We start from the raw sequence: 22,713 nt of genomic DNA on the forward strand, positions 1-22,713 counted from the left end.
CGATCCACGTCATGACACAAACGCAATATTCTTCTTTGCAAAGATGCAAATATTTTATGAAGCATTCGTCCATGCGCGGTGCTGGCTGCCGGCCGCCGCTTCGTGAATTTCGAACGATTCCTCGGTAGATATTTCGCGCACGAAATAAATCCCGAACTATATTTCGCATACGAAATAACTGCCCCGAGCGAGGACCGCCATGACCTCCCGACCCATCGAGTTTTCCGCCGCCGACGGCTATGTGCTGCACGGCACGCTGTGGTCGCCGGACACGACGCCGCGCGCGCTGGTCCTGATCCATCCGGCGACGGCCGTGCCCGAACGGCTGTACGCGGGCTTCGCACGGTTCCTGACCGAGCGCGGTTTCGCGGCGCTGACCTACGACTATCGCGGCATCGGCGCGTCGCGGCCGGCGCGCCTGGGCGCGCTGCGGGCCCGCATGCGCGACTGGATGGAGCTCGACGTGGGCGCCGCGACCGCCTGGGCCCGGCACACGCATGAAGGGCTGCCGCTGCTGGCGGTCGGCCATAGCGTCGGCGGACACGCAATCGGGCTGTCCGCCGCGACGGTGCACCTGCGCGCGGCCGTGCTGGTCGCCGCGCATGCGGGCAGCACGCGGCTGATCGCGCAGGCGGCCGAACGCCTGAAGGTGCGGCTGATCCTGCGTGTGATCGGCCCGCTGACGTCAGCGCTGCTCGGCTACGTGCCCGGCAAGCGGCTCGGGCTCGGCGAGGATCTGCCGGCCGGCGTGTTCCGGGAATGGAGCCGCTGGACGACGCTGCCGCATTACTTCTTCGACGATCCGACGCTCGGCGCGGTCGAGCGCTTCTCGAAGCAGCAGTTGCCGATCCTCGCGCTCGGCTTCGACGACGATCCGTGGGCGAACCCGGCCGCGATCGGCCTGCTGGTAAGCTATCTGACCCGCGCGAAGGTCGAACGCCGTCAGATCGATCCGCACGCGGCGGGCAGCGGCCCGGTCGGGCACATGGGCTTCTTTCGCAGCCGGCCCGGCGCCGTGCTGTGGCCCGACGTCGCCGACTGGCTCGCGCAGGCGCTCGACACGCCGCACACCGCGTGCCGTCCCTTCCTTTCCATTGCAGCCGGGAACCCAGCTTGAGCGAAGACCGACGACTGTTTTTCATGTTGAACATCGGCCAGCGGCGCGTGCAGCGCTGGATCGACCGCAAGGCCGAAACCGACACGCGCGCGAGCGCCGCGCAGGCCGGCGCGCTGTTCTGTCTCGCGAAGCAGGACGGCGCGCTGATCGGCGAAGTCGGCGCCGCATTGCAGCTCGCGCCGTCCGCGATGACGGGGCTCGCCGACCGGATGGCAAAAGCCGGCCTCATCACGCGTCACGCCGATTCGGACGACGGCCGCGCGACGCGGCTGTACCTGACCGACGCAGGCCACGCGGCACTCAAGCGTGCGCGCGTGCTGCTGCGCGAACTCAACGGCAAGCTGTGCGACGGGTTTTCCGACGACGAACTCGACGTCGTCGCGCGCTGGCTGCACGCATTGCAGGAGCGGTTTCCGGCGGAGCGCTGAGCCGCGCATCGCGCGGTCACGACCGGCTCGCGCCGACAGCGATCGCAAGCGATTGCGATTCGCGTTTTCGATTCGATTTTCATGCCGCCGCAACGGCAAATCTTGCGGGCCGGCCACCTGCTTCCGGCAACGGTTTCCGGCTACGTCCTGTTACAAAAAACCGCCTGTCGCGCGACATTCGAATCGCCTACATTGCAATCCACTTCGACACATTCGTCGCATGCCCGGACTGGCGTTCCCGTCGGGTCGACATCGCAGACCCGCCCGACAGCAATGAAAACGAAGAGGACTCTTGACCGAAGCGCTGGCGGCATCCAGCGCACGCGGATTGCGATGGCTGAAGCGACACGCTGAACCGGACGTAACGACGTGCGCGGCACGATCGGCCGCGCACCCGCTCACGTTGTCTCGTCGTGCCCCGTCATCGCATCCGCACCTCACCGAGGAGTCGTCCATGCGACGCATGATCGTGTCCCATCCGCTTGTCACCCGCCTGTCCGCCGCGATGGCGCTGGCCGCCGCTGCCGCCGCGCACGCCGACCCCGTCGTCGTGTCCGGCCCGAGCCCGTTCGCCGCCTGCACCATCGGCGGCCCGGGCACCAACTACGTGAATGCAGAAGTCGAACCGTGGCTCGCGGTCAACCCGGCGAACCCGAACAACATGATCGGCGTGTGGCAGCAGGACCGCTGGTCGAACGGCGGCGCCCACGGGCTCGTCGCCGGCTACACGTTCGATGCGGGCGCAACCTGGGCGCGCACGCCGCAGCCGTTCAGCGCCTGCGCGCCGGGCGGGCTCAAGTACGAGCGCGCGTCCGATCCGTGGGTCTCGTTCGGGCCGGACGGCACCGCGTATTCGGTATCGATCTCGTTCAACCAGTCGAACAACGCCAACGCGGTCGGCGCGTCGGTGTCGGCCGACGGCGGCCAAACGTGGAGCAGCCCGGCCGTGCTGATCGCGAACGACGAACCGACGACGCAGTTCTTCAACGACAAGGAATCGGTCACCGCCAACCCGGTGAAGGCCGGCACCGCGTATGCGGTATGGGACCGCCTCGAGCTGCCGAACGGCAACCCGTACGCGAACCTGCACACGGCGGCGTACCGCGGGCCGACGCTGTTCTCGAAGACGACCGACGGCGGCAAGACGTGGAGCGCCGCGAAGGTCATCGTCGACGTGCCGTCGCGCCAGCAGACGATCGGCAACCAGATCGTCGTCGATCCGAAGAGCGGCACGCTTTACGATTTCTTCGACCTGATCCAGCCGCCGTTCAACAAGGCGGCCGGCAAGGTCGCGTTCATCAAGTCGACCGACGACGGCGCGACGTGGACCAAGCCGCAGATCATCGCGGGGCTGCAGACGGCCGGCGTCACGGACCCGAACACCGGCGAACCCGTGCGCACCGGCGACATCATCCCGGAGCCGGCGATCGACCCGGCATCGGGGCAGCTCTACGTCGCGTGGCAGGACAGCCGCTTCAACGGCGGCACGTACGACGAGATCGCGCTATCGACGTCGAAGGATGGCGGCGCAACATGGAGCGCGCCGCAACAGGTCAACACGCCGACCGGGCGCCCCGCGTTCAATCCGTCGGTGCGCGTCGACAACACGGGGGCGGTGATGGTCACGTACTACGACTTCCGCGACCTGCAGGCCGGCAACACGACGACGCTGCCGACCGGCTTCTGGCGCAAGATCTCGCACGACGCCGGCGCCACGTTCGCCGACGAGCGGCGCGTCGGCGGCCCGTTCGACATGAAGCTCGCGCCCAACGCCGAAGGGTTCTTCATCGGCGACTATCAGGGGCTCGACGTTCGCCCGTCATCGTCGTTCCATCCGTTCTTCGTCCAGACCAACGCAGGCAACCTGACGAATCGCACCGACGTGTTCTTCGCGCCGTGATGCGAGGATGACCGTCACGCCGCCGCGACGCCATGCGTCGCGCGGCGGCGTGCGCCCGTTCACCGCATCAATGCATGTCCGTCAGCACGATGCGGCCATCGACCTTCCCTTCCCGCAGCTTCGCGAATACGTCGTTGATGTTGGCGAGCCGATCGCGATGGATGTGCGCGCGCACCAGGCCGTCCGCCGCGAAATCGAGCGACTCCTGCAGATCGCGCCGCGTGCCGACGATCGACCCGCGTACGGTGATGCCGTTCAGCACGGTCGAGAAGATCGGCAACGGGAAATCGCCCGGCGGCAAGCCGTTGAGCGCCACCGTGCCGCCGCGGCGGACCATCCCGAGCGCCTGCGCGAACGCGCTGCGCGACACGGCCGTGACGAGCACGCCGTGCGCGCCGCCGATTTCCTTCTGGATCACTTTCGCCGGGTCGTCGACCGACGCATCGATCGTCAGCTGCGCGCCCAGTTGCCGCGCCAGCGCGAGCTTGTCGGGCGAGATGTCGATGGCGGCGACGTGCAGGCCCATCGCTCGCGCGTATTGGACGGCCACGTGCCCGAGACCGCCGATGCCGGAGATCGCGAGCCACTGGCCCGGTCGCGTATCGGTGACGCGAATGCCCTTGTAGACCGTGACGCCCGCGCACAGGATCGGCGCGATCTCGTCGAACGCGACCTGCGCGGGCAACTGGCCGACGTAATCGGGATCGGCCAGCACGTATTCCGCATAGCTGCCGTTCACCGAATAGCCGGTGTTCTGCTGCCCATGGCACAGCGTTTCCCAGCCCGTGCTGCAGTACTCGCAATGGCCGCAGGCCGTGTAGAGCCACGGCACGCCGACGCGATCGCCCTCGCGCACGTGCGTGACGCCCGCGCCGACCGCCGCGACGATCCCGACGCCTTCGTGGCCCGGGATGAACGGCAGCGACGGCTTGACGGGCCAGTCGCCGTCGGCCGCGTGCAGATCGGTATGGCAGACGCCCGACGCCTTGATGTTGACGAGAATCTGGCCCGGCCCCGGTGCGGGGATCGGGACTTCCTCGATGCGCAACGGCTCGCCGAACGCGTGTACCACGGCCGCTTTCATGGTCTGGGTCATGCGTTGCTCCTGTCTGGTCGATGAGCGACCCAGTATCCGGTTTCGGCATCGGAGCACGTTGATACGCGTCAACGCATCGGAACGGATGCGACGGTCGGCAGGGCTTCGCCACGATCGGCGTCGGGCGACGCGACAGCCCGAGCCGGCAGGTGCACGCTGCCCCGCCGCTCACGCGACCATTTCGCCGATCCGACGGAAAGCCGACGGAATCCCGCCATTCGGCTTGGAATTTGAAATGATATAACATATCATTTCGCGTGCTCGTCCGCCTGATGCTGTTTCAACCCGGGTGGCCGGGCCTCGCCGAGCCATGTTCCAACGGGTCATTACGCGCCACAGACGCAACAATATATCGTATCCAGCCATGACCCGCATCGCTCGTTATCCGATCCGATTCCAACCGATTCACCGACCATGCGCGACCTTCCTCGCTTACCGCTTCGCCCGCTCTCGTCCCTGTCGTTGATCCTGTTCGCCGCTGCCGCCCACGCGCAGACCGATGCGCCCGCCGCGGCCGGCACACGCACGCCGGCCGCCGCACCGCTCGCGCCGATCTTCGTGACCGCGAACCCGCTCGGCGACACCGAACTGATCGCGCCGACCGTCCAGCTTTCCGGCGATGCGCTGACGCGCCGCCAGGCCGATTCGCTCGGCGAAACGCTCAACGGGCTGCCCGGCGTGTCGACCACCACCTACGGGCCGATGGTCGGCCGTCCGATCATCCGCGGGATGGACGGCGACCGGATCCGGCTGCTGCAGAACGGCGTCGCGGCCTACGACGCATCATCGCTGTCGTACGACCATGCGGTGCCGGATGATCCGCTGTCGATCGAGCGCGTCGAGATCGTACGCGGCCCGGCCGCGCTGCTGTACGGCGGCAACGCGGTGGGCGGCGTGGTCAACACGATCGACAACCGGATTCCGCGCGAAGCGATCGAAGGCGTGACCGGCGCGCTCGACGCGCGCTATGGCGGCGCGAATTCCATGCGCGCGGGCGCCGCCCAGGTCGAAGGCGGCAACGGCCGCTTCGCGTTCCACGTCGACGCGTTCGACCGAGAAACGAGCAAGCTGCGGATTCCCGGCTACGCGCGCAGCAGCCAGCAACGCGCGATCGACGGCCCCGACACGCCGCAACCGGAAGGCAGCGTGCCGAACAGCGACGGGCGCGTGCACGGCGGTGCGGTCGGCGCGTCGTACACGTGGGGGGACGGCTTCGCCGGTCTCTCGTACAGCGGCTACGAATCGAACTACGGCTCCGTCGCGGAAAGCGACGTGCGGCTGCGGATGCGCCAGGAACGCCTCGCGTTCGCGTCCGAGGTGCGCAACCTGAGCGGGCCGTTCACGAAGCTGAAATTCGATTTCGCGTACACCGACTACCGCCACAAGGAAGTCGACAACGGCGAGACGGCGACCACCTTCCGCAACCGCGGCTACGAGGCGCGCATCGAGGCGCGCCATCGCAAGATCGGCCCGTTCGAAGGCGCGATCGGCGTGCAGTTCGGCCAGAACACGTTCTCGGCGCTCGGCGACGAAATGCTCGTGCCGTCCACGCGCACCAACAGCGTCGCGCTGTTCGGCCTCGAGGAATGGCAGGTCGCCCCGGCGCTGAAGCTGAGCCTCGGCGGCCGCTTCGAGCACGTGAAGGTCGATCCCGATCCGGCCGGCATCGAGAAATTCGCTGGCGCGCAGCCGCGCGACTTCAACGCGGGCAGCCTGTCGGCCGGCGCGCTGTTCTCGCTGACGCCGGTTTGGTCGGTCGCGGCGAACGTCGCGTACACCGAACGCGCGCCGACCTTCTACGAGCTCTATTCGAACGGCCCGCACGACGCGACCGGCCAGTTCCTGATCGGCAACCCGAACGCGTCGAAGGAAAAGGCCGTATCGACCGACCTGTCGCTGCGCTATGCGAGCGGACCGAACCGCGGCAGCGTCGGCGTGTTCTACAACCGCTTCTCGAACTACCTGACCGAGTACAACACCGGCCGCGTGGTGGACGACGACGGCGAACCCGTCGCGCCCGGCACCGACGGCTCGCTCAACGAAGCGATCTATCGCGGCGTGCGCGCCGAGTTCTACGGCATCGAGCTGGACGGCAAGTGGCGCGCGTTCGCGCGGCGTGGCCACACGGTCGATCTCGAACTGACGGCCGACTACACGCACGCGCGCAACGTCGACACCGGCCAGCCGCTGCCGCGCATCGCGCCGCTGCGCGCGACGCTCGCGGCCGACTATGGTTACGGCCCGTTCGGTGCGCGTGCGCAGGTCACGCACGCGTGGTCGCAGCATCGCGTGCCCGACAACGATTTCTCGACCGACGGCTACACGTCGCTCGGCGTGATGCTGACGTACAAGTTCCGCGTCGGTCCGACGCACTGGCTCGCATACCTGCGCGGCGACAACCTGACGAACCAGGAGATCCGCTACGCGACGTCGGTCGTGCGCGGCTTCGCACCGCAAGGCGGCCGCAGCGTGATGGCCGGATTGCGCACCACGTTCTAAGCGCGGTACGGCTCGCGGCGCCCCGCCGCGGGCTGCTTGCCGGCGCGAATCCGAACCGGGTGCACACGGACGAAGCCGACGTGCGCCACTGGCGACCGGCGACCGCGCGACGGCAAACGCGACGGAGGCGACGATGCGCATGCCGTCATGCACGCATGCGCATCGTCGGCCCGATCGCGCGCCATTCGCGCCGCTCGCCGCATGGCCTTGTGCCTGCTGCTTCACAGCACGCAGCAAATTCCGGTCCCGCTCGGGCATCGCCCGTTGCCGCGCCGCCGTCATGGCTACCGCGCGACAGGTTCGCGCGCGCCGTTCGTCGAGCCGGACTTTTAAAACGCACGAATGGCGAGTATCCTAAAAAAGTACTTTTCGACCGGACGGCGAATCGCGCGCCCTGACTCCCGTCCGATCGCCATGCGGCCCCGTCGTATCGCGCACCGCGCACCGATGGCGGCGTATGCCTCTCGCGCCCTGGCCGCACGACCCTTCCCCAACAATCGTCAGGAGAGCTGGTGAGCCGACTCGTCGTCGTATCCAATCGCATCGCAGATCCCCGTAAAGCCGCGGCCGGCGGTCTCGCCGTTGCCGTGAAAGACAGCCTGCAGGAAACCGGCGGCGTCTGGTTCGGCTGGAGCGGCAGGCTACGCGGCGCCGACGATCGCCCCGCGCATGGCGACGACGTGCAGATCCAGAACGTCGGCGGCATTCAGCTCGCGACGGTCGATCTCGATCCGCAGGACTACGACGCTTACTATCTCGGCTACTCGAACAACGTGCTATGGCCGGTGTTTCACTACCGGCTCGATCTCGCGCAGTTCGACCGGCGCTTCGCCGACGGCTACCGGCGCGTGAACCAGCTGTTCGCGCGCAAGCTGCGCACGCTGCTGCGCCCCGACGACGTCATCTGGGTCCACGACTATCAGCTGATTCCGCTCGCGGCCGAGCTGCGCGCGATGGGCTGCACGAATCCGATCGGCTTCTTCCTGCATATTCCGATGCCGCCGCCACCGATCATGGCCGCGATCCCGGAACACGAATGGCTGATGCGCTCGTTGTTCGCGTACGACCTCGTCGGCTTCCAGACCGAATCGGATCTGCTCCACTTCGAGCATTACGTCGAAGCGGAAGCCGGTGCGGCGCGGCTGCCGGACGGACGGCTGCGCGCGTTCGGCCGCACGTTGTCGGCTGGCGCATTCCCGATCGGCATCAACGTCGACGAATTCGAGTCGCTCGCGCGCGATCGCGACGGCCTCGACATGTTCGAACGCATGCGCGACGAATATTCGCGCCGCCAGTTGCTGGTCGGCGTCGACCGGCTCGATTACACGAAAGGGCTGCCGCAGCGGGTGCATGCGTTCCGCGAGTTGCTCGAACAGTATCCGGAGAACCGCGACCGTGCAACGCTGATCCAGATCGCGGCGCCGAGCCGCGAGGATCTCGGCGCGTACGACGACTTGCGGCGCGAGATGGACAGCCTGTGCGGCGCGATCAACGGCGACTACGGCGAGCTCGAATGGATGCCGATGCGCTACATTCACCGCACCGTCGCGCGCAAGCGCCTGCCGGGCCTCTACCGCGCGAGCCGGGTCGCACTCGTCACGCCGCTGCGCGACGGGATGAACCTCGTCGCGAAAGAGTTCCTCGCCGCGCAGGACGCGGCCGACCCGGGCGTGCTCGTGCTGTCGCGTTTCGCGGGCGCCGCCGAGCAATTGAAGTCGGCGCTGCTCGTCAATCCGTACGACACGCAAGGCACCGCGCAGGCGATCCAGCGCGCGCTCACGATGCCGCTCGAAGAGCGTCGCCAGCGTCACGCGGCGCTGATGGCGATCATGCGCAAGACCGACGTGCACTGGTGGCGCACGCGCTTTCTCGAAGCGCTCACCGAAGCGGCCGAAGTCGCGGCCGCGACCGAATCCTGACGCGCTGACGCACGCTCACGCCGCCATCGTCGTGCGTTCGAGCCCGATGCCGTTCGACCGCTACGTGCGCGTCGCACGGGGCGACGCCGTGGCGGGAACGATCGAGAAGAAAACGCGGCGTCGGGATATCGGCGCGCGCCGGTCACTGGTCCGCGCAGCGGCTTCAGCGATCGGATTCGTGCGACCGTCCGTACGCGACGAAATCGCGCTCGACGGTGGCAGCCTGCTCCGTTTCGATCCCGCCGCCGCGCGCACCGGAATCGTCGCCCGGCGAGGCCGACGTGGCTAGCGACGGTTCGATGCGCCCGTCGATCAGCGCCTGCAGCGCGTCGCGCTCGAGCACCTCGCATTGCAGCAGCCGTCGCGCGATGCGTTCGAGCGCGTCGCGGCGTTCGCCGAGCGTCGCCGCGACCCGCGCATGCGCATCGGTCAGCAGCGTGCGCACCTCGTCGTCGATCATCCGCGCGGTGTGCTCGCTGCAGCGGCCGTCGCCCGCATGCCATGCGCCGGGCAGGCCCTGGCGCGCGTCGCCGTCGTCGAACGTCGCGAGCCCGATCTTCTCGCTCATCCCGTACTGCATGACCATGTGGCGCGCCATCGCGGTCGCCCGTTCGAGGTCGTTCTGCGCGCCGGTCGACACATCGCCGAACACGAGTTCTTCCGCCACGCGCCCGCCCAGCAGCGCATCGATCCGGTCGAGCAGCTCGCTGCGGCGCAGAACGTAACGATCCTCGGTCGGCACCTGCTGCGTGTAGCCGAGTGCGGCGACGCCGCGCGGAATGATCGACACCTTCTTCACCGGATCGCAATGCGCGCGGCTTTCCGCGACGAGCGCATGGCCGGCTTCGTGATACGCGATGGTCAGCTTCTCCTGCTCGTTCATCACGCGGCTCTTGCGCTCGAGGCCCGTCAGCGCGCGGTCGATCGCCTCGTCGAAGTCCGCCATCGCGACCGCCGGCTTGCCGAGTTCGGCCGCATGCAGCGCGGCCTCGTTGACGACGTTCGCGAGATCGGCGCCGACGAAGCCCGGCGTGCGCGACGCGAGCTCGCCGAGATCGACGTCGGCGGCGAGCTTCACGCGCTTCACGTGCACGCCGAGGATCTGGCGGCGGCCGTTCACGTCGGGCCGGTCGATCGCGATGTGACGATCGAAACGGCCCGGGCGCAGCAGCGCGGGATCGAGGATCTCGGGCCGGTTCGTCGCGGCCATGATGATCACGCCGGAGCCGGCCTGGAAGCCGTCCATTTCGACCAGCAACTGGTTGAGCGTCTGTTCGCGCTCGTCGTTGCCCGACATCGGGCCGACGCCACGCACCTTGCCGAGCGCGTCGAGCTCGTCGACGAACACGATGCACGGCGCCTTCTGCTGCGCCTGCTCGAACAAGTCGCGCACGCGCGCGGCGCCCACGCCGACGAACATCTCGACGAACGCCGAGCCGCTGATCGAGAAGAACGGCACGGCCGCCTCGCCCGCCACCGCGCGCGCGAGCAGCGTCTTGCCCGTGCCCGGCGCGCCGACGACGAGCACGCCTTTCGGAATCTTGCCGCCGAGCCGCTGGTAGCGATCGGGATTGCGCAGGAACGCGACGAGCTGCTGCAGTTCGGCCTTCGCTTCGTCGATACCCGCGATGTCGTCGAACGTGATGCCGGTCTCCTGCTGCACGTACACGCGCGCGCGGCTCTTGCCCATCCCGGTGAAGTCCTGCAGCCCGCCGCGCTTGCGCAGCATCATGTTCCACACGAACACGAGCAGCATCAGCGGCAACAGCCACGACGCGAGCGACGCGATCCAGCCGGTGTCGGGCGTGCCGTGATAGCGGATGCCGGCGGCGGTCAGCGTGTCGATCAGGTGTTCGTCGGTCACGCGGCTGGTCGTGAAGCGCCACGGCGCGCCGGCCTGCCGCACGAGCGCCGCGTCGGACGCCGGCAGCACCGTGCCGGCCTGCGGCATCTTCAGCGCGCCCGAGATCGACGCCGGGCCGACCTCGAGATCGTCGACGAGCCGCGCGGCGACGAGCCGGTGGAAATCGCTGTACGCGATCGGCGTCGACGTCGGGTGCAGCATCAGCAACTGCGCGGCGAACAGCACGAAGAAGCCCGCCGCGATCAGCAATCCCGGGTAGTCGAATTTCCTGTCCATGGCATCGGGCCTGCCGTATCCGCTGCGCGGCGTGCGCTCACGCCGGCACCGGCGCGCAACCGGTACGCGGCCGCCATGCGAAAACGACCTGCATCCACGTCATCGTCGCCTCGCTGTCTCGCGTCGTTCGTCGCATCGATGCCGCCTCGGCAACACCGTCGTCGGCGTTGCCGGGCGATCCTCGCCCGGGCGGCACACCGGCACACCGTCACGCACCGCCCTCGCTTCCAGTCTAGTTCGTGCGCGGGCGTCGCGCCGCTCGGCGCGCAAGCGTCGAATCGTCCGACGAACGGCTTTCGTCGGCCCCCTTGCCGCGTTATAGTCGCGTGCATGACATTTTTGTGACAGTCGCGTCGCGCCGCCGCGCGCGAGGCCGGCCGTCGCGTCCCGTCCCGCGTCGCGGCAGCCCGCGCGGCGCCGGCGCGCATCGAACGACAACGCCCACCCGCCCATCCGAGGAGCCCACGACGTGAACGACACCCCCGATCGCCCCGACGACCTTCCCGCCGATCCCGACCGCCGCCGTGTGCTCGGCGGCCTTGCCGCGCTCGGCGCCGGCGTCGCGCTCGGCGGCTGCGAAACCACGGCGGGCAACGCGCCGCGTTCGGCCGCCGACCTGCGCATCGACGAAGCGCTGCGCGAGCGCGTGCGCCACATCGTCGTGATCTATGCGGAGAACCGCAGCTTCGCGAACCTGTACGGCGATTTCCCGGGCGTGCGTTACCCACTGAGCGAAGTGCGGCCCGAACACGCGCAGCAGCTCGATCGTGACGGCAAGACGCCGCTGCCGGCGCTCCCGAAGATCTGGGGCGGGCTCGTGCCGCAGGCGCAGGAAGTGGACGGCAAACGCTACGCGATCGCCGAGCGCGACATCGACAAGCTGCCGAACGCGCCGTTCCGGATTTCGGACGCGCAAGGCAAACCGCTGCCGAACGGCGTGATCACGCGCGACCTCTGGCATCGCTTCTACCAGAACCAGATGCAGATCGCGGGCGGCCGCAACAACCAGTTCGCCGCGTGGGCCGATTCCGGCGGCCTCGTGATGGGCCATTACCGCAATTCGGCCGACACGCTGCGACTGTGGAATCTCGCGCGGCAATACACGCTGTGCGACAACTTCTTCATGGCAGCCTTCGGCGGTTCGTGGATGAACCACATGTTCCTGATTTCCGCGCAGCCGCCGCTGTATCCGGACGCGCACAAGCATCCGCATGCGGCGAAACTGCTGTCGAAGGTCGAAGGCGACGACCCGGCCGGCACGCGCCTGAAGCTCGCGGACGATTCGCCCGCGTCCGCGCTCGACGGCCCGCCGAAGTTCGCGGTCGACGGCCCGCTGACGCCGGACGGCTACGGCGTGAACACGATGGCGCCGCCGTACCAGCCGAGCTACGTGCCGCCGCCCGATCCGGGCAACGCCGCGTATGCGGATCCGGCCGACCATCGCGTGATGCCGCCACAGGGCTACGCGACGATCGGCGACCGCCTGTCGGAAAAGAACATCGACTGGGCGTGGTACAGCGGTGCATGGCAGTACGCGCTCGAGCATCGCGACACCGGCACGGTGCCCGATTTCCAGTACCACCACCAGCCGTTCAACTACTTCGTGAACTACGCGCCGGGCACCGAAGCGCGCCGCAAGCATCTGCGCGACGCGGGGCTCGGCGACGAGCCGTCGACCAACCACTTCATCGCCGACATCGACGCGGGCCGCCTGCCGGCCGTCACGTTCTACAAGCCGCAAGGCAACCTGAACATGCATGCGGGCTACGCGGACATCGAATCGGGCGACCGTCACATCGCGACCGTGATCGACCATATCCGGCGCGGGCCGCAATGGGAAAACACCGTGATCGTGATGACGCACGACGAGAACGGCGGCTGGTGGGATCACGTCGCGCCGCCGGTCGGCGATCGCTGGGGCCCCGGCTCGCGGATCCCGGCGCTCGTGATCTCGCCGTTCGCGAAAAAAGGCTTCGTCGATCACACGCTGTACGACACGAACTCGATCCTGCGCTTCATCAGCCGCGTGCACGGCCTCGCGCCGCTGGACGGCGTGGTCCTGCGCAACAACGCGTTCGCCGCGCGCGGCGCGACGCCGCCGGGCGATTTGACGAACGCGCTCGATCTCGGCTGACGCCCGGCCGATCGCCGAAACGACAACGCCCCGGGCCATGCGATGGATGGCCCGGGGCGTTCATGCCGCTTTCAGGTGGTGACGTCGATTCCTGTCGTCAGCCGCCGATACGCCGCTCGATCTTCTTCATCGTGTCGGTCATTTCGGCCGGCAAGCGCAGCTTCAACGTATCGAACAGCGCCGCGTGCAGCTTCAGTTCCTCGCGCCATTCGTCGGCGTTCATCGACGTCACCGCATCGAACTGGTCGCGCGTGAAGTCGAGGCCGTCCCAGTGCAGGTCTTCGTACGCAGGCGACACGCCGAACGCATGCTCGCCGCCACCGCCCGTGCCTTCGAGACGATCGAGCATCCACTTCAGCACGCGCATGTTCTCGCCGAAGCCGGGCCACACGAACTTGCCGTTCGCGTCCTTGCGGAACCAGTTCACGCAGTAGATCTTCGGCAGCTTCGCGCCGGCGGCTTCGAGCTGCTGGCCGAGTTTGAGCCAGTGCGCGAAATAATCGCTGACGTTGTAGCCGCAGAACGGCAGCATCGCGAACGGATCGCGACGCACGATGCCCTGCTGGCCGACCGCGGCCGCGGTCGTCTCGGAGCCCATCGTCGCGGCCATGTACACGCCTTCGACCCAGTCGCGCGCTTCGGTCACGAGCGGCACCGTCGTCGAGCGGCGGCCGCCGAAGATGAACGCGTCGATCGGCACGCCGGCCGGGTTTTCCCAGTCGTCGTCGATCGACGGGCACTGCGCGGCCGGCGCGGTGAAGCGCGAGTTCGGATGCGCGGCCTTGCGGCCGGTTTCCTTGGCCGTTTCCGGCGTCCACGGATTGCCCTGCCAGTCGGTCAGCTTCGCGGGCGGCGTGTCGGTCAGCCCTTCCCACCACACGTCGCCGTCTTCCGTCAGCGCGACGTTCGTGAAGATCACGTTTTCCTTCAGCGTGGCGATCGCGTTCGGGTTGGTCTTCACGCCCGTGCCCGGCGCCACGCCAAAGAAACCGGCTTCCGGATTGATCGCATACAGGCGACCATCGCGGCCGGGCTTCAGCCACGCGATATCGTCGCCGATCGTCGTGACCTTCCAGCCGTCGAAGCCCTGCGGCGGGATCAGCATCGCGAAGTTGGTCTTGCCGCACGCGGACGGGAACGCCGCCGCGACGTGATACTTCTTGCCGGCCGGCGACGTCACGCCGAGGATCAGCATGTGTTCCGCGAGCCAGCCCTGATCGCGCCCCATCGTCGATGCGATGCGCAGTGCGAAACACTTCTTGCCGAGCAGCGCGTTGCCGCCGTAGCCCGAGCCGAAGCTCCAGATCTCGCGCGTTTCCGGAAAGTGCACGATGTACTTGACCGGATTGCACGGCCACGGCACGTCCTGCTGGCCGGCTTCGAGCGGATGACCGACGCTGTGCACGCACGGCACGAACTCGCCGTCCTCGCCGAGCACGTCGTACACGTCGCGCCCCATGCGCGTCATGATCCGCATGTTCACCACGACGTACGGGCTGTCGGACAACTCGACGCCGACGTGCGCGATCGGCGAGCCGAGCGGGCCCATCGAGAACGGCACGACGTACAGCGTGCGGCCGCGCATCGAGCCGCGGAACAGTCCGTTGAGCGTCTCGCGCATTTCGGCCGGCTCGATCCAGTTGTTGGTCGGGCCGACGTCATCGCGCGACGCCGCGCAGATGAAAGTACGATCCTCGACGCGCGCGACGTCCGACGGATCGGATTGCGCGAGATACGAGTTCGGGCGCTTTGCCGGGTTCAGGCGCGTGAGCGTGCCCTGGTCGACCATCGCCTGGCACAGCGCGTCGTATTCTTCCTGCGATCCGTCACACCACACGACACGCTCGGGCTCCGTGAGCGCCGCGATGCGCGAGACCCAGTCGATCAGCTTGCGATGTTTGACGAAGGCCGGCGGAGCGATCAGCGGGCCGTGTGTCGCTTCGGCCAAAGTGTTTTGCGACATGAGGATGTCTCCAGATTATTGGGCGGGGATGGGGGTGCGGGGCGAGCCCGCGAGATGGGGAATGCGTGCGGAGCGCAGGAAGATGCGGCGCGCAGGACGGGACGCGCGAGCGGAGCGCGCGTCGATGCCGCGATGCGGGCGAGAGAAGATGAAGTCTCGTTAGAAAGTGCGAACACGAGTTTCGCCATGCAAGCAACCTGCCAGACAACTCCATGCCGGCCAGCATACCATCGCCGTTGTTGGCGGGGCGTTGCGTTGCAACAAGAAACAACTGTGAGGGCGTCCCGGCATGCGCGTTGCAGGCAGGTTATTTTTACGGCGGCGGCGTGCGCGCTTTGGGGACGAAACCAGCGCGACGACCGCCCCGCAAGGGTTTCGCACGAACGGCAATTTCAACCTCCCGCTCGTCGGCGCGAACCACGCGAACGCACGCCGTGCGACTTCGCGTTTTCGCTACTCAGGCAAACCCTGAATTAGGTTGCATACACAAACATCCCGTTCGAATGCCTGCTCACGCGGCTGCGCAAAACGCGAGGCCGGGCAATACGGGTAATACGCGCACGCGGCCATCGCGCCGGCGACGCGCGATCCGCACGCGCATGTCGAGGCGATTGCGACGACGAAAAAATCCCCGCGCGACGCAGCCGATATGTCGCAAAGCCTCGCGCGGATCACGCTCCGCGCCGAATAAAAAAAGCCAACCCGTAACGGGTTGGCTTTCTGCTGCGGATATGACGATTACGAGAACTGGTTCATCGTGTTGTCCTTGCCCGCTGCCTTCAGCGCCGCTTCGCCGCTGAAGTATTCCTTGTGATCGTCGCCGATGTCCGAACCCGACATGTTCTGGTGCTTCACGCACGCGATGCCCTGACGGATTTCCTTGCGCTGCACGCCCGCCACATAGCCGAGCATGCCCTGGTCGCCGAAGTATTCCTTGGCCAGGTTGTCGGTCGACAGCGCAGCCGTGTGGTACGTCGGCAGCGTGATCAGGTGGTGGAAGATGCCTGCTTCACGCGATGCATCGGCCTGGAACGTGCGGATCTTCTCGTCGGCGAGCTTGGCCAGTTCGGTTTCGTCGTATTCGACGCTCATCAGTTGCGCACGATCGTAAGCCGACACGTCCTTGCCCTCGGCCTTCATCGCGTCGTAGGCCTGCTGGCGGAAGTTCAGCGTCCAGTTGAACGACGGGCTGTTGTTGTACACCAGCTTCGCGTTCGGGATCACCTTGCGGATCTCGCTGACCATGCCGCCGATCTGCGCGATATGCGGTTTTTCGGTTTCGATCCACAGCAGGTCGGCGCCATTCTGCAGCGACGTGATGCAGTCGAGCACGCAACGCGCCTCGCCCGTGCCGGCGCGGAACTGGAACAGGTTGCTGGGCAGGCGCTTCGGACGCAGCAGCTTGCCGTCGCGCTTGATGACGACGTCACCGTTGCCCAGTTGATCGGCCGACAGTTCTTCGCAATCGAGGAACGCGTTGTATTGATCGCCCAGGTCGCCCGGCGTGTTCGTCACGGCGATCTGCTTGGTCAGGCCGGCGCCCAGCGAATCGGTACGCGCGACGATGATGCCGTCGTCAACGCCCAGTTCCAGGAACGCGTAGCGGATCGCGCGGATCTTCGCGAGGAAATCCTCGTGCGGCACCGTGACCTTGCCGTCCTGGTGGCCGCACTGCTTCTCGTCCGACACCTGATTCTCGATCTGGATGCAGCACGCGCCCGCTTCGATGAACTGCTTGGCCAGCAGGTAGGTCGCTTCCGCGTTGCCGAAGCCGGCGTCGATGTCGGCGATGATCGGCACGACGTGCGTGACGTGGTTGTCGATCTTTTGCTGGATCGCCGCCTTCGCAGCCGGATCCTTCGCGGCATCCAGCTCGCGGAACAGGCCGCCCAGCTCGCGGGCGTCGGCCTGCCGCAGGAACGTGTACAGCTCGCGAATCAGCGCGCTGACCGAGGTCTTTTCGTGCATCGACTGGTCCGGCAGCGGGCCGAACTCCGAGCGCAGCGCGGCGACCATCCAGCCCGACAGGTACAGGTAACGGCGTTCGGTGCTGTTGAAGTGCTTCTTGATGGAGATCATCTTCTGCTGGCCGATGAAGCCGTGCCAGCAACCCAGCGACTGCGTGTACTTGGACGGATCGGCATCGTACGCGGCCATGTCGGCACGCATGATCTTCGCGGTGTACTTCGCGATGTCCAGGCCGGTCTTGAACTTGTTCTGGGCACGCATGCGGGCGGCATATTCGGGGCTGATGGCATTCCACGCGCTGCCGTGGTTTTCCTTCAAGCCAGCCACTGCCTTGATGTCGTCTTGATATTGGGACATGTCTATCTCCTGGGAACGAAGCGCATTTGAGTAAAGGGTTCAGCGTGCCCGCCGCGTGTGACGAAGCGAACTGCATGGACTCAATAGTAATCCTGTCCCGCGCGCTTTCACTCAAGTCTTATATAAGACATAAGATATAAATTTCCCTTTATTTTCAATGAGATAGTCAGTCGTTTTTGCGATGCAAAACACGGTTTCAAGCGGCGGTAAAACGCGGCGGCAGGAATTCGGCCCACATCCCATAATATGAAATACTCTTTCGGCTGCTGAAGAACGGACGCGCTTCGAGCACACTGGCGGCACGACGCCCGCTGCCCTTTGTCACATCCATGACAAAACGTCTATACTTGGACAATTATTTGATCCGCGCGCCTCGACGCGTCGGCCTGCCTGCCCGGAGCGACATGAACGACTCTCCCGTTTTCGACACGCTTTGCGAACTGCTGACGACATCCGGCGCGCGTTTCCGCGTGCTCGAGCATCCGGCTGAAGGCAAATCCGGCGCGATCGCCGCGCTGCGCGGCACCCGCCCCGAACAGGGCGCGAAGGCGATGCTCTGTACGTTCAAGGACGGCGGCGACGACGCCGCGCTCGCGGTGATTCCCGGCCACCTGAAAATCGACTTCCGCAAGGTCGCCGATGCGGTCGGCCGGCGCAAGGCGACGCTCGCGTCGCCCGACGTCGCGGCCGCCGTCACGCGCTGCGTGATGGGCGCCGTGCCGCCGTTCGTGTTCGATACGAACGTGACGCTCGTCGTCGATCCCGCTCTGGTCGAGCGCAACGCCGAGATCGCGTTCAACGCGGGCCGCCTCGATCGCTCGGTCGTGCTCGACGCGGCCGACTACGTCCGGATCGCGCGCCCGCTGCTGGCCGACATCACGCGGCCGGAAACGACGGACACCCCGACACACCAGGACCACCCATGAGCACGAACCGCAAGCCGCTGCTGTCGGAGCAGGCATCGCTGATCGAACAGGTGCAGCGCATCGCCGAAGGGCTCGGCGAGATGTTCGCGCCGTTCACCGAGGTCGTCGTGCACGACCTGCGCACGCCGGAGCACGCGATCCTCGCGATCCACAACAACCTGTCCGGACGCGCGGTCGGCGATCCCGCGACCGAACTCGGCCTCGCCCGCATCGCCGACGACGATTTCCCGCAGGTGCTCGCGAACTACCCGAACCGCTTCGCTGACGGCCGCACCGCGAAAAGCACGTCGATCGGCATCAAGGATTCGACCGGGCGCTACGTGGCCGCGCTGTGCCTGAATGCCGATGTCACGCTGTTCCGCGGCTTCCAGGGCATGCTGAACCAGTTCTGCCGCACGGACGGCGAAGCCGTCGTCGAAACGCTCGATCCGGCGGGCGCCGACGCGATCCGGCAACGCATCGACGCATTCGCGACGCGCCTCGCGACGACGCCGCGCGAGCTGAAGACCGACCAGCGCCGCGAACTGATGCAGACGCTGAAGGCCGACGGCTTTCTCGAGGTGCGCCGCGCGATGGAAATCGTGTCGCAGCACCTCGGCGTGTCGCGCGCCACCGTCTACAACGATGCGAAATGACGCGGCGCGCCCCGCATTCCAGTCGACTGACTTTTTCAATCCTCGAACAACCATGAACTCTCCCATTCTCCCCACGTACGACGACGTCGCCGCCGCCGCGACCCGGCTCGAAGGCCACGCGCACCGCACGCCGGTGATGACGTCGCGGACGATCGACGACGCGCTCGGCGCGCAGGTGTTCTTCAAGTGCGAGAACCTGCAGCGCATGGGCGCCTTCAAGTTCCGCGGCGCGTTCAACGCGCTGTCGCGTTTCAACGCGGAACAGCGGCGCCACGGCGTCGTCGCGTTCTCGTCGGGCAACCATGCGCAGGCGATCGCGCTGTCGGCGCGCATGCTCGGCATTCCCGCGACGATCGTGATGCCGCAGGACGCGCCGGCCGCGAAGATGGCCGCGACGCGCGGCTACGGCGGCAACGTCGTGACCTACGACCGCTACACCGAGGATCGCGAGCAGATCGGGCGCCAGCTCGCGGAGAGGCACGGGCTCACGCTGGTGCCGCCCTACGACCACCCGGACGTGATCGCCGGCCAGGGCACCGCGGCCAAGGAACTGTTCGACGAAGTCGGCCCGCTCGACGCCGTGTTCACGCCGCTCGGCGGCGGCGGGCTGCTGTCGGGCACCGCGCTCGCCACGCGTGCGTTGTCGCCGCATGCGAAGCTGTACGGCGTCGAGCCCGAAGCCGGCAACGATGCGCAGCAATCGTTCCGGTCCGGCACGATCGTGCACATCGACACGCCGCGCACGATCGCCGACGGCGCGCAGACGCAGCACGTCGGCAACCTCACGTTCCCGATCCTGCGCCGCGACGTCGACGACATCCTGACCGCGACGGATGCGGAACTCGTCGACTGCATGCGCTTCTTCGCCACGCGCATGAAGATCGTCGTCGAGCCGACCGGCTGCCTGTCATTCGCCGCCGTGCGCCGGATGAAGGATGCACTGCAGGGCAAGCGCGTCGGCGTGGTGATCAGCGGCGGCAACGTCGATCTCGAGAACTTCTGCGCGCTGGTGTCGGCACCGGCCTGACCGTCGCGGCGCGCACGGGGCGGCACGCATCGACAACGCCCCGCGCCGGCCGTCGGCCTTCAGAACGGCGGAACGACGGCCGCCGGTTCCCGCGCGACGGTCCGCGTTCGAACCCGGCTGTTTCTTCAGACCTGAAACACTGCCCGCGCACCACGAACGAAAGGATTCGGAAAGCTGCCACCGGGCAATGACGTTTTTTCGCATCCGCGCGCGGCTGGACGATTGACGTCCCTGACCGCGCGCCATTACCCTTGCGCGCTGATGGTTCCCGGAGACGGGATCAAAAGGGAACGCAGCAGGGGCAACGCCCCGAATCTGCGGCTGCCCCCGCAACTGTGAGCGGCGAATCCGTGCCACCGCATGCCACTGGGAAACCGGGAAGGCCTGCACGGATGACGACCCGCGAGCCAGGAGACCTGCCATCGACCCGAGGTCCACGCAGCCGCACCGGGCGGGGTGTCCCGATGCGCCTGGCACCGCCCCCGGCGGTCGCCCGTTGCATGGACGACCCGACCTCAGGATCCGTCAGATGTCCATCGTTCCCGAATCCGCTTCCCGGCCGGAAGCGTCGCACCGACGCGCCGTCGGCATGCGCAGCCTGTCCGCCCTCCGCCCGCGATCGCCGTACGCGCCACACGCCTTGTCCCGCCGCCTCATGAAGATTCGTCGCCTGCTCGCCACGTCCGCCGCCACCGCGCTGCTTTCCCCGCTCGCCCAGGCGGCCGGCGACACGGCGCTCGCGCAGCCCGCCGTGCCCGCGCCCGGCGCGGATCTGCCGACGATCAGCGTGACCGACACGCGGCACCTGCCCGAATCGTTCGACCGGCGTTACGCGTCGACCCAGGTGCTCACACGCGAGGATCTCGACCGGCTGTCGCCCGCCGACCCGAGCATCACGCAGGCGCTCGCGACGCTGCCGGGCGTGACCGTCGTGCAGAACGGCGGACCCGGCTCGTCCGCGTCGGTCAGCATCCGCGGTTCGTCGTCGAGCCAGGTCGCCGTGTTCATCGATGGCATCCGGATCGGCTCGCCGACCACCGGCATCGCACCGTGGGCCGACCTGCCGACCGAAGCGTTCGAGCGCGTCGAGGTGATCTCCGGCCCGGCGGCCGCGTCGTTCGGCAACAACGCGATGGGCGGCGTCGTGCAACTCTTCACGCGCCGCGCCGCCAACCAGCCGAACCAGACCACCGTGTCGTTCGGCGGCGGCTCGAACAAGACGTTCGACACGCAGTTCCGCACGTCGGGCACGGTGCCGTCGACCGGGCCGCTGGCCGCGCTCGGCGGGCTCACCTATTCGCTCGGGCTGCACGACTACAACACGGCCGGCATCGATGCGACGCGACCGTTCTTCTACGGCCACGAAGACGGCCGCAATCCGTATCACGCGCAGGATCTCGACGCGCGGCTCGGCTATGCGCGCGACAACTGGTCGATCTCGACGTTCGCGCTGTATCACCGCTCCGATCTGTCCTTCGACAACAGCGGTTACGCGAATCGCGAACTCGATCACCAGCTGACGACCGGCGTTGCGTTCCATCTCGACATCACGCCCGATACGCAGTTCGACCAGTCGTTCGGCTATGCGAACGACCGCCAGTTCATCTATGCGGACAACCCCGCCCTCGCAACCGACCAGATCAATTCGCAGCGGATCAGCACGTCGACGTCGCTGACCCATCAGGAGCACGGGTTTCACCTGTTCGGCCTGCCGCTGTCGGGCGAATCGAAGCTCGCGTACGACTTCACGCGCGAGCAGGCGTTCCTGCCGGTCGACATTCCCGGCGGCGTGCCGACGCGCAACGATTCCGCGTTCTCGCTGCACCAGTCGGCGACGCTCGGCAGCGTGACGATGTTCGTCGCCGGCCGTCACGAGATCATCGCCGGACAAGCGGTGAACACCGGCAACGCCGCGCTGTCGTGGGCGATCACGCCGGTCTACACGGCGCGCATGTCGTACGGCAATGCGTTCCGCCTGCCGACGTTCAACGACCTGTACTACCCCGGCTACGGCAACCCGAACCTCAGCCCGGAACGCAGCACGTCGGTCGAGGCCGCGCTCGACGCGAATACGGCGTATGGCACGTTCACCGCGGCGATCTACGACACGCGCGTCAACAACCTGATCGCGTACAACCCGGCGACGTTCTCGCCGATGAACATCGGCCGTTCGCACATTCGCGGCATCGACCTGTCGTACAAGGGAACGATCGGCCGCTCGACGCCGGTGAGCGTCGCGGTCGGCATCCTGAATCCGCAGGACGAAACGAACCAGACGTGGCTCAGCCGCCGGCCGCGCCAGACGGTCAGCCTGAACGTCGATCACACGTGGGACGAACTGAAGCTGCACGCGCTGAGCACGGGCGCGTCGCTGCTGTACGGCGGCTCGACGTTCGACGATCCGGCCAACCGGCAGTATCTGGCGTCGTACCTGACGGTGAGCCTGCGCGCGTCGTACCGGATCAATTCGCACCTGACGGTGTCGGCATCGCTGTCGAACCTGTTCGACCGGCAGTACATGACCGCGTACGGTTACAACACGCTCGGGCGTACCGCGTTCGGCAAGGTCAGCTATACATTCTGACCGCCCCACGCATCGGCGCA

At 67.2% G+C, this 22,713-nt stretch carries 14 protein-coding genes and 1 riboswitch; of the genes, 10 read left to right on the plus strand and 4 right to left on the minus strand.

Annotation, left to right across the window (positions count from 1 at the left end; genetic code table 11):
• Window positions 1-199 precede the first annotated feature (199 nt).
• The 3 genes from CFB81_RS22000 (at window position 200) to CFB81_RS22015 (ending at window position 3,445) form a co-directional block, all read left to right on the plus strand.
• On the plus strand, window positions 200-1,117 hold the full coding sequence (locus tag CFB81_RS22000; RefSeq protein WP_089436501.1) for a serine aminopeptidase domain-containing protein: 918 nt from the start codon (window positions 200-202) through the stop codon (window positions 1,115-1,117).
• A complete protein-coding gene (locus tag CFB81_RS22005; protein ID WP_089436502.1) occupies window positions 1,114-1,545 on the plus strand; it encodes a MarR family winged helix-turn-helix transcriptional regulator in 432 nt (143 codons plus the stop codon). The genes CFB81_RS22000 and CFB81_RS22005 overlap by 4 nt, the downstream gene beginning before the upstream one ends.
• A 454-nt stretch (window positions 1,546-1,999) precedes the next feature.
• A complete protein-coding gene (locus tag CFB81_RS22015) occupies window positions 2,000-3,445 on the plus strand; it encodes a sialidase family protein (protein ID WP_089436504.1) in 1,446 nt (481 codons plus the stop codon).
• Window positions 3,446-3,512: 67 nt separating this feature from the next.
• On the opposite strand, the gene adhP is transcribed toward CFB81_RS22015, so the two are convergent.
• Entirely contained in the window at window positions 3,513-4,541 is a 1,029-nt protein-coding gene (adhP, locus tag CFB81_RS22020; RefSeq protein ID WP_089436505.1) for an alcohol dehydrogenase AdhP, read from the minus strand.
• A gap of 414 nt (window positions 4,542-4,955) precedes the next feature.
• Between adhP and CFB81_RS22025 the strand changes: the two genes are divergently transcribed.
• Window positions 4,956-7,040, plus strand: coding sequence for a TonB-dependent receptor (locus CFB81_RS22025; RefSeq protein ID WP_089436506.1), 2,085 nt, complete (start codon window positions 4,956-4,958; stop codon window positions 7,038-7,040).
• A 512-nt stretch (window positions 7,041-7,552) separates the two neighbouring features.
• Complete coding sequence (gene otsA / locus CFB81_RS22030) at window positions 7,553-8,959, plus strand: alpha,alpha-trehalose-phosphate synthase (UDP-forming) (RefSeq protein ID WP_089436508.1); 1,407 nt, start codon at window positions 7,553-7,555, stop codon at window positions 8,957-8,959.
• 163 nt (window positions 8,960-9,122) lie between these two features.
• Here otsA and ftsH read toward each other — a convergent pair whose 3' ends face one another.
• On the minus strand, window positions 9,123-11,099 hold the full coding sequence (gene ftsH, locus CFB81_RS22035; RefSeq protein ID WP_089436509.1) for an ATP-dependent zinc metalloprotease FtsH: 1,977 nt from the start codon (window positions 11,097-11,099) through the stop codon (window positions 9,123-9,125).
• A gap of 469 nt (window positions 11,100-11,568) precedes the next feature.
• Between ftsH and CFB81_RS22045 the strand changes: the two genes are divergently transcribed.
• Window positions 11,569-13,233, plus strand: coding sequence for an acid phosphatase (locus tag CFB81_RS22045; protein ID WP_089436510.1), 1,665 nt, complete (start codon window positions 11,569-11,571; stop codon window positions 13,231-13,233).
• A 97-nt stretch (window positions 13,234-13,330) separates the two neighbouring features.
• On the opposite strand, the gene CFB81_RS22050 is transcribed toward CFB81_RS22045, so the two are convergent.
• Window positions 13,331-15,196: a phosphoenolpyruvate carboxykinase (GTP) gene (locus CFB81_RS22050; protein WP_089436511.1), complete on the minus strand. Its 1,866-nt coding sequence runs from the start codon at window positions 15,194-15,196 to the stop codon at window positions 13,331-13,333.
• 738 nt (window positions 15,197-15,934) lie between these two features.
• Window positions 15,935-17,521: an isocitrate lyase gene (locus CFB81_RS22060; RefSeq protein ID WP_069617879.1), complete on the minus strand. Its 1,587-nt coding sequence runs from the start codon at window positions 17,519-17,521 to the stop codon at window positions 15,935-15,937.
• 404 nt (window positions 17,522-17,925) lie between these two features.
• Here CFB81_RS22060 and CFB81_RS22065 point away from each other — a divergent pair, with 404 nt between their 5' ends.
• From CFB81_RS22065 to CFB81_RS22080, 4 genes are all read left to right on the plus strand, one after another.
• Window positions 17,926-18,447: a YbaK/prolyl-tRNA synthetase associated domain-containing protein gene (locus CFB81_RS22065; RefSeq protein ID WP_089436512.1), complete on the plus strand. Its 522-nt coding sequence runs from the start codon at window positions 17,926-17,928 to the stop codon at window positions 18,445-18,447.
• Window positions 18,444-19,082 (plus strand): transcriptional regulator, encoded by a 639-nt coding sequence (locus tag CFB81_RS22070; protein ID WP_069617881.1) that lies wholly within the window; start codon window positions 18,444-18,446, stop codon window positions 19,080-19,082. The genes CFB81_RS22065 and CFB81_RS22070 overlap by 4 nt, the downstream gene beginning before the upstream one ends.
• 52 nt (window positions 19,083-19,134) lie before the next feature.
• Window positions 19,135-20,109, plus strand: coding sequence for a threo-3-hydroxy-L-aspartate ammonia-lyase (locus tag CFB81_RS22075; protein ID WP_089436513.1), 975 nt, complete (start codon window positions 19,135-19,137; stop codon window positions 20,107-20,109).
• 245 nt (window positions 20,110-20,354) lie between these two features.
• A riboswitch (cobalamin riboswitch) is annotated at window positions 20,355-20,548 on the plus strand.
• Between the two features lie 216 nt (window positions 20,549-20,764).
• Window positions 20,765-22,693 carry a TonB-dependent receptor domain-containing protein gene (locus CFB81_RS22080; protein ID WP_089436514.1) on the plus strand — a complete coding sequence of 643 codons (1,929 nt, stop codon included), beginning with the start codon at window positions 20,765-20,767 and terminating at the stop codon, window positions 22,691-22,693.
• The last annotated feature ends 20 nt before the right edge of the window (window positions 22,694-22,713 follow it).

The organism is Burkholderia sp. AU28863, assembly GCF_002223195.1.
GTDB classification, from domain to species: domain Bacteria; phylum Pseudomonadota; class Gammaproteobacteria; order Burkholderiales; family Burkholderiaceae; genus Burkholderia; species Burkholderia sola.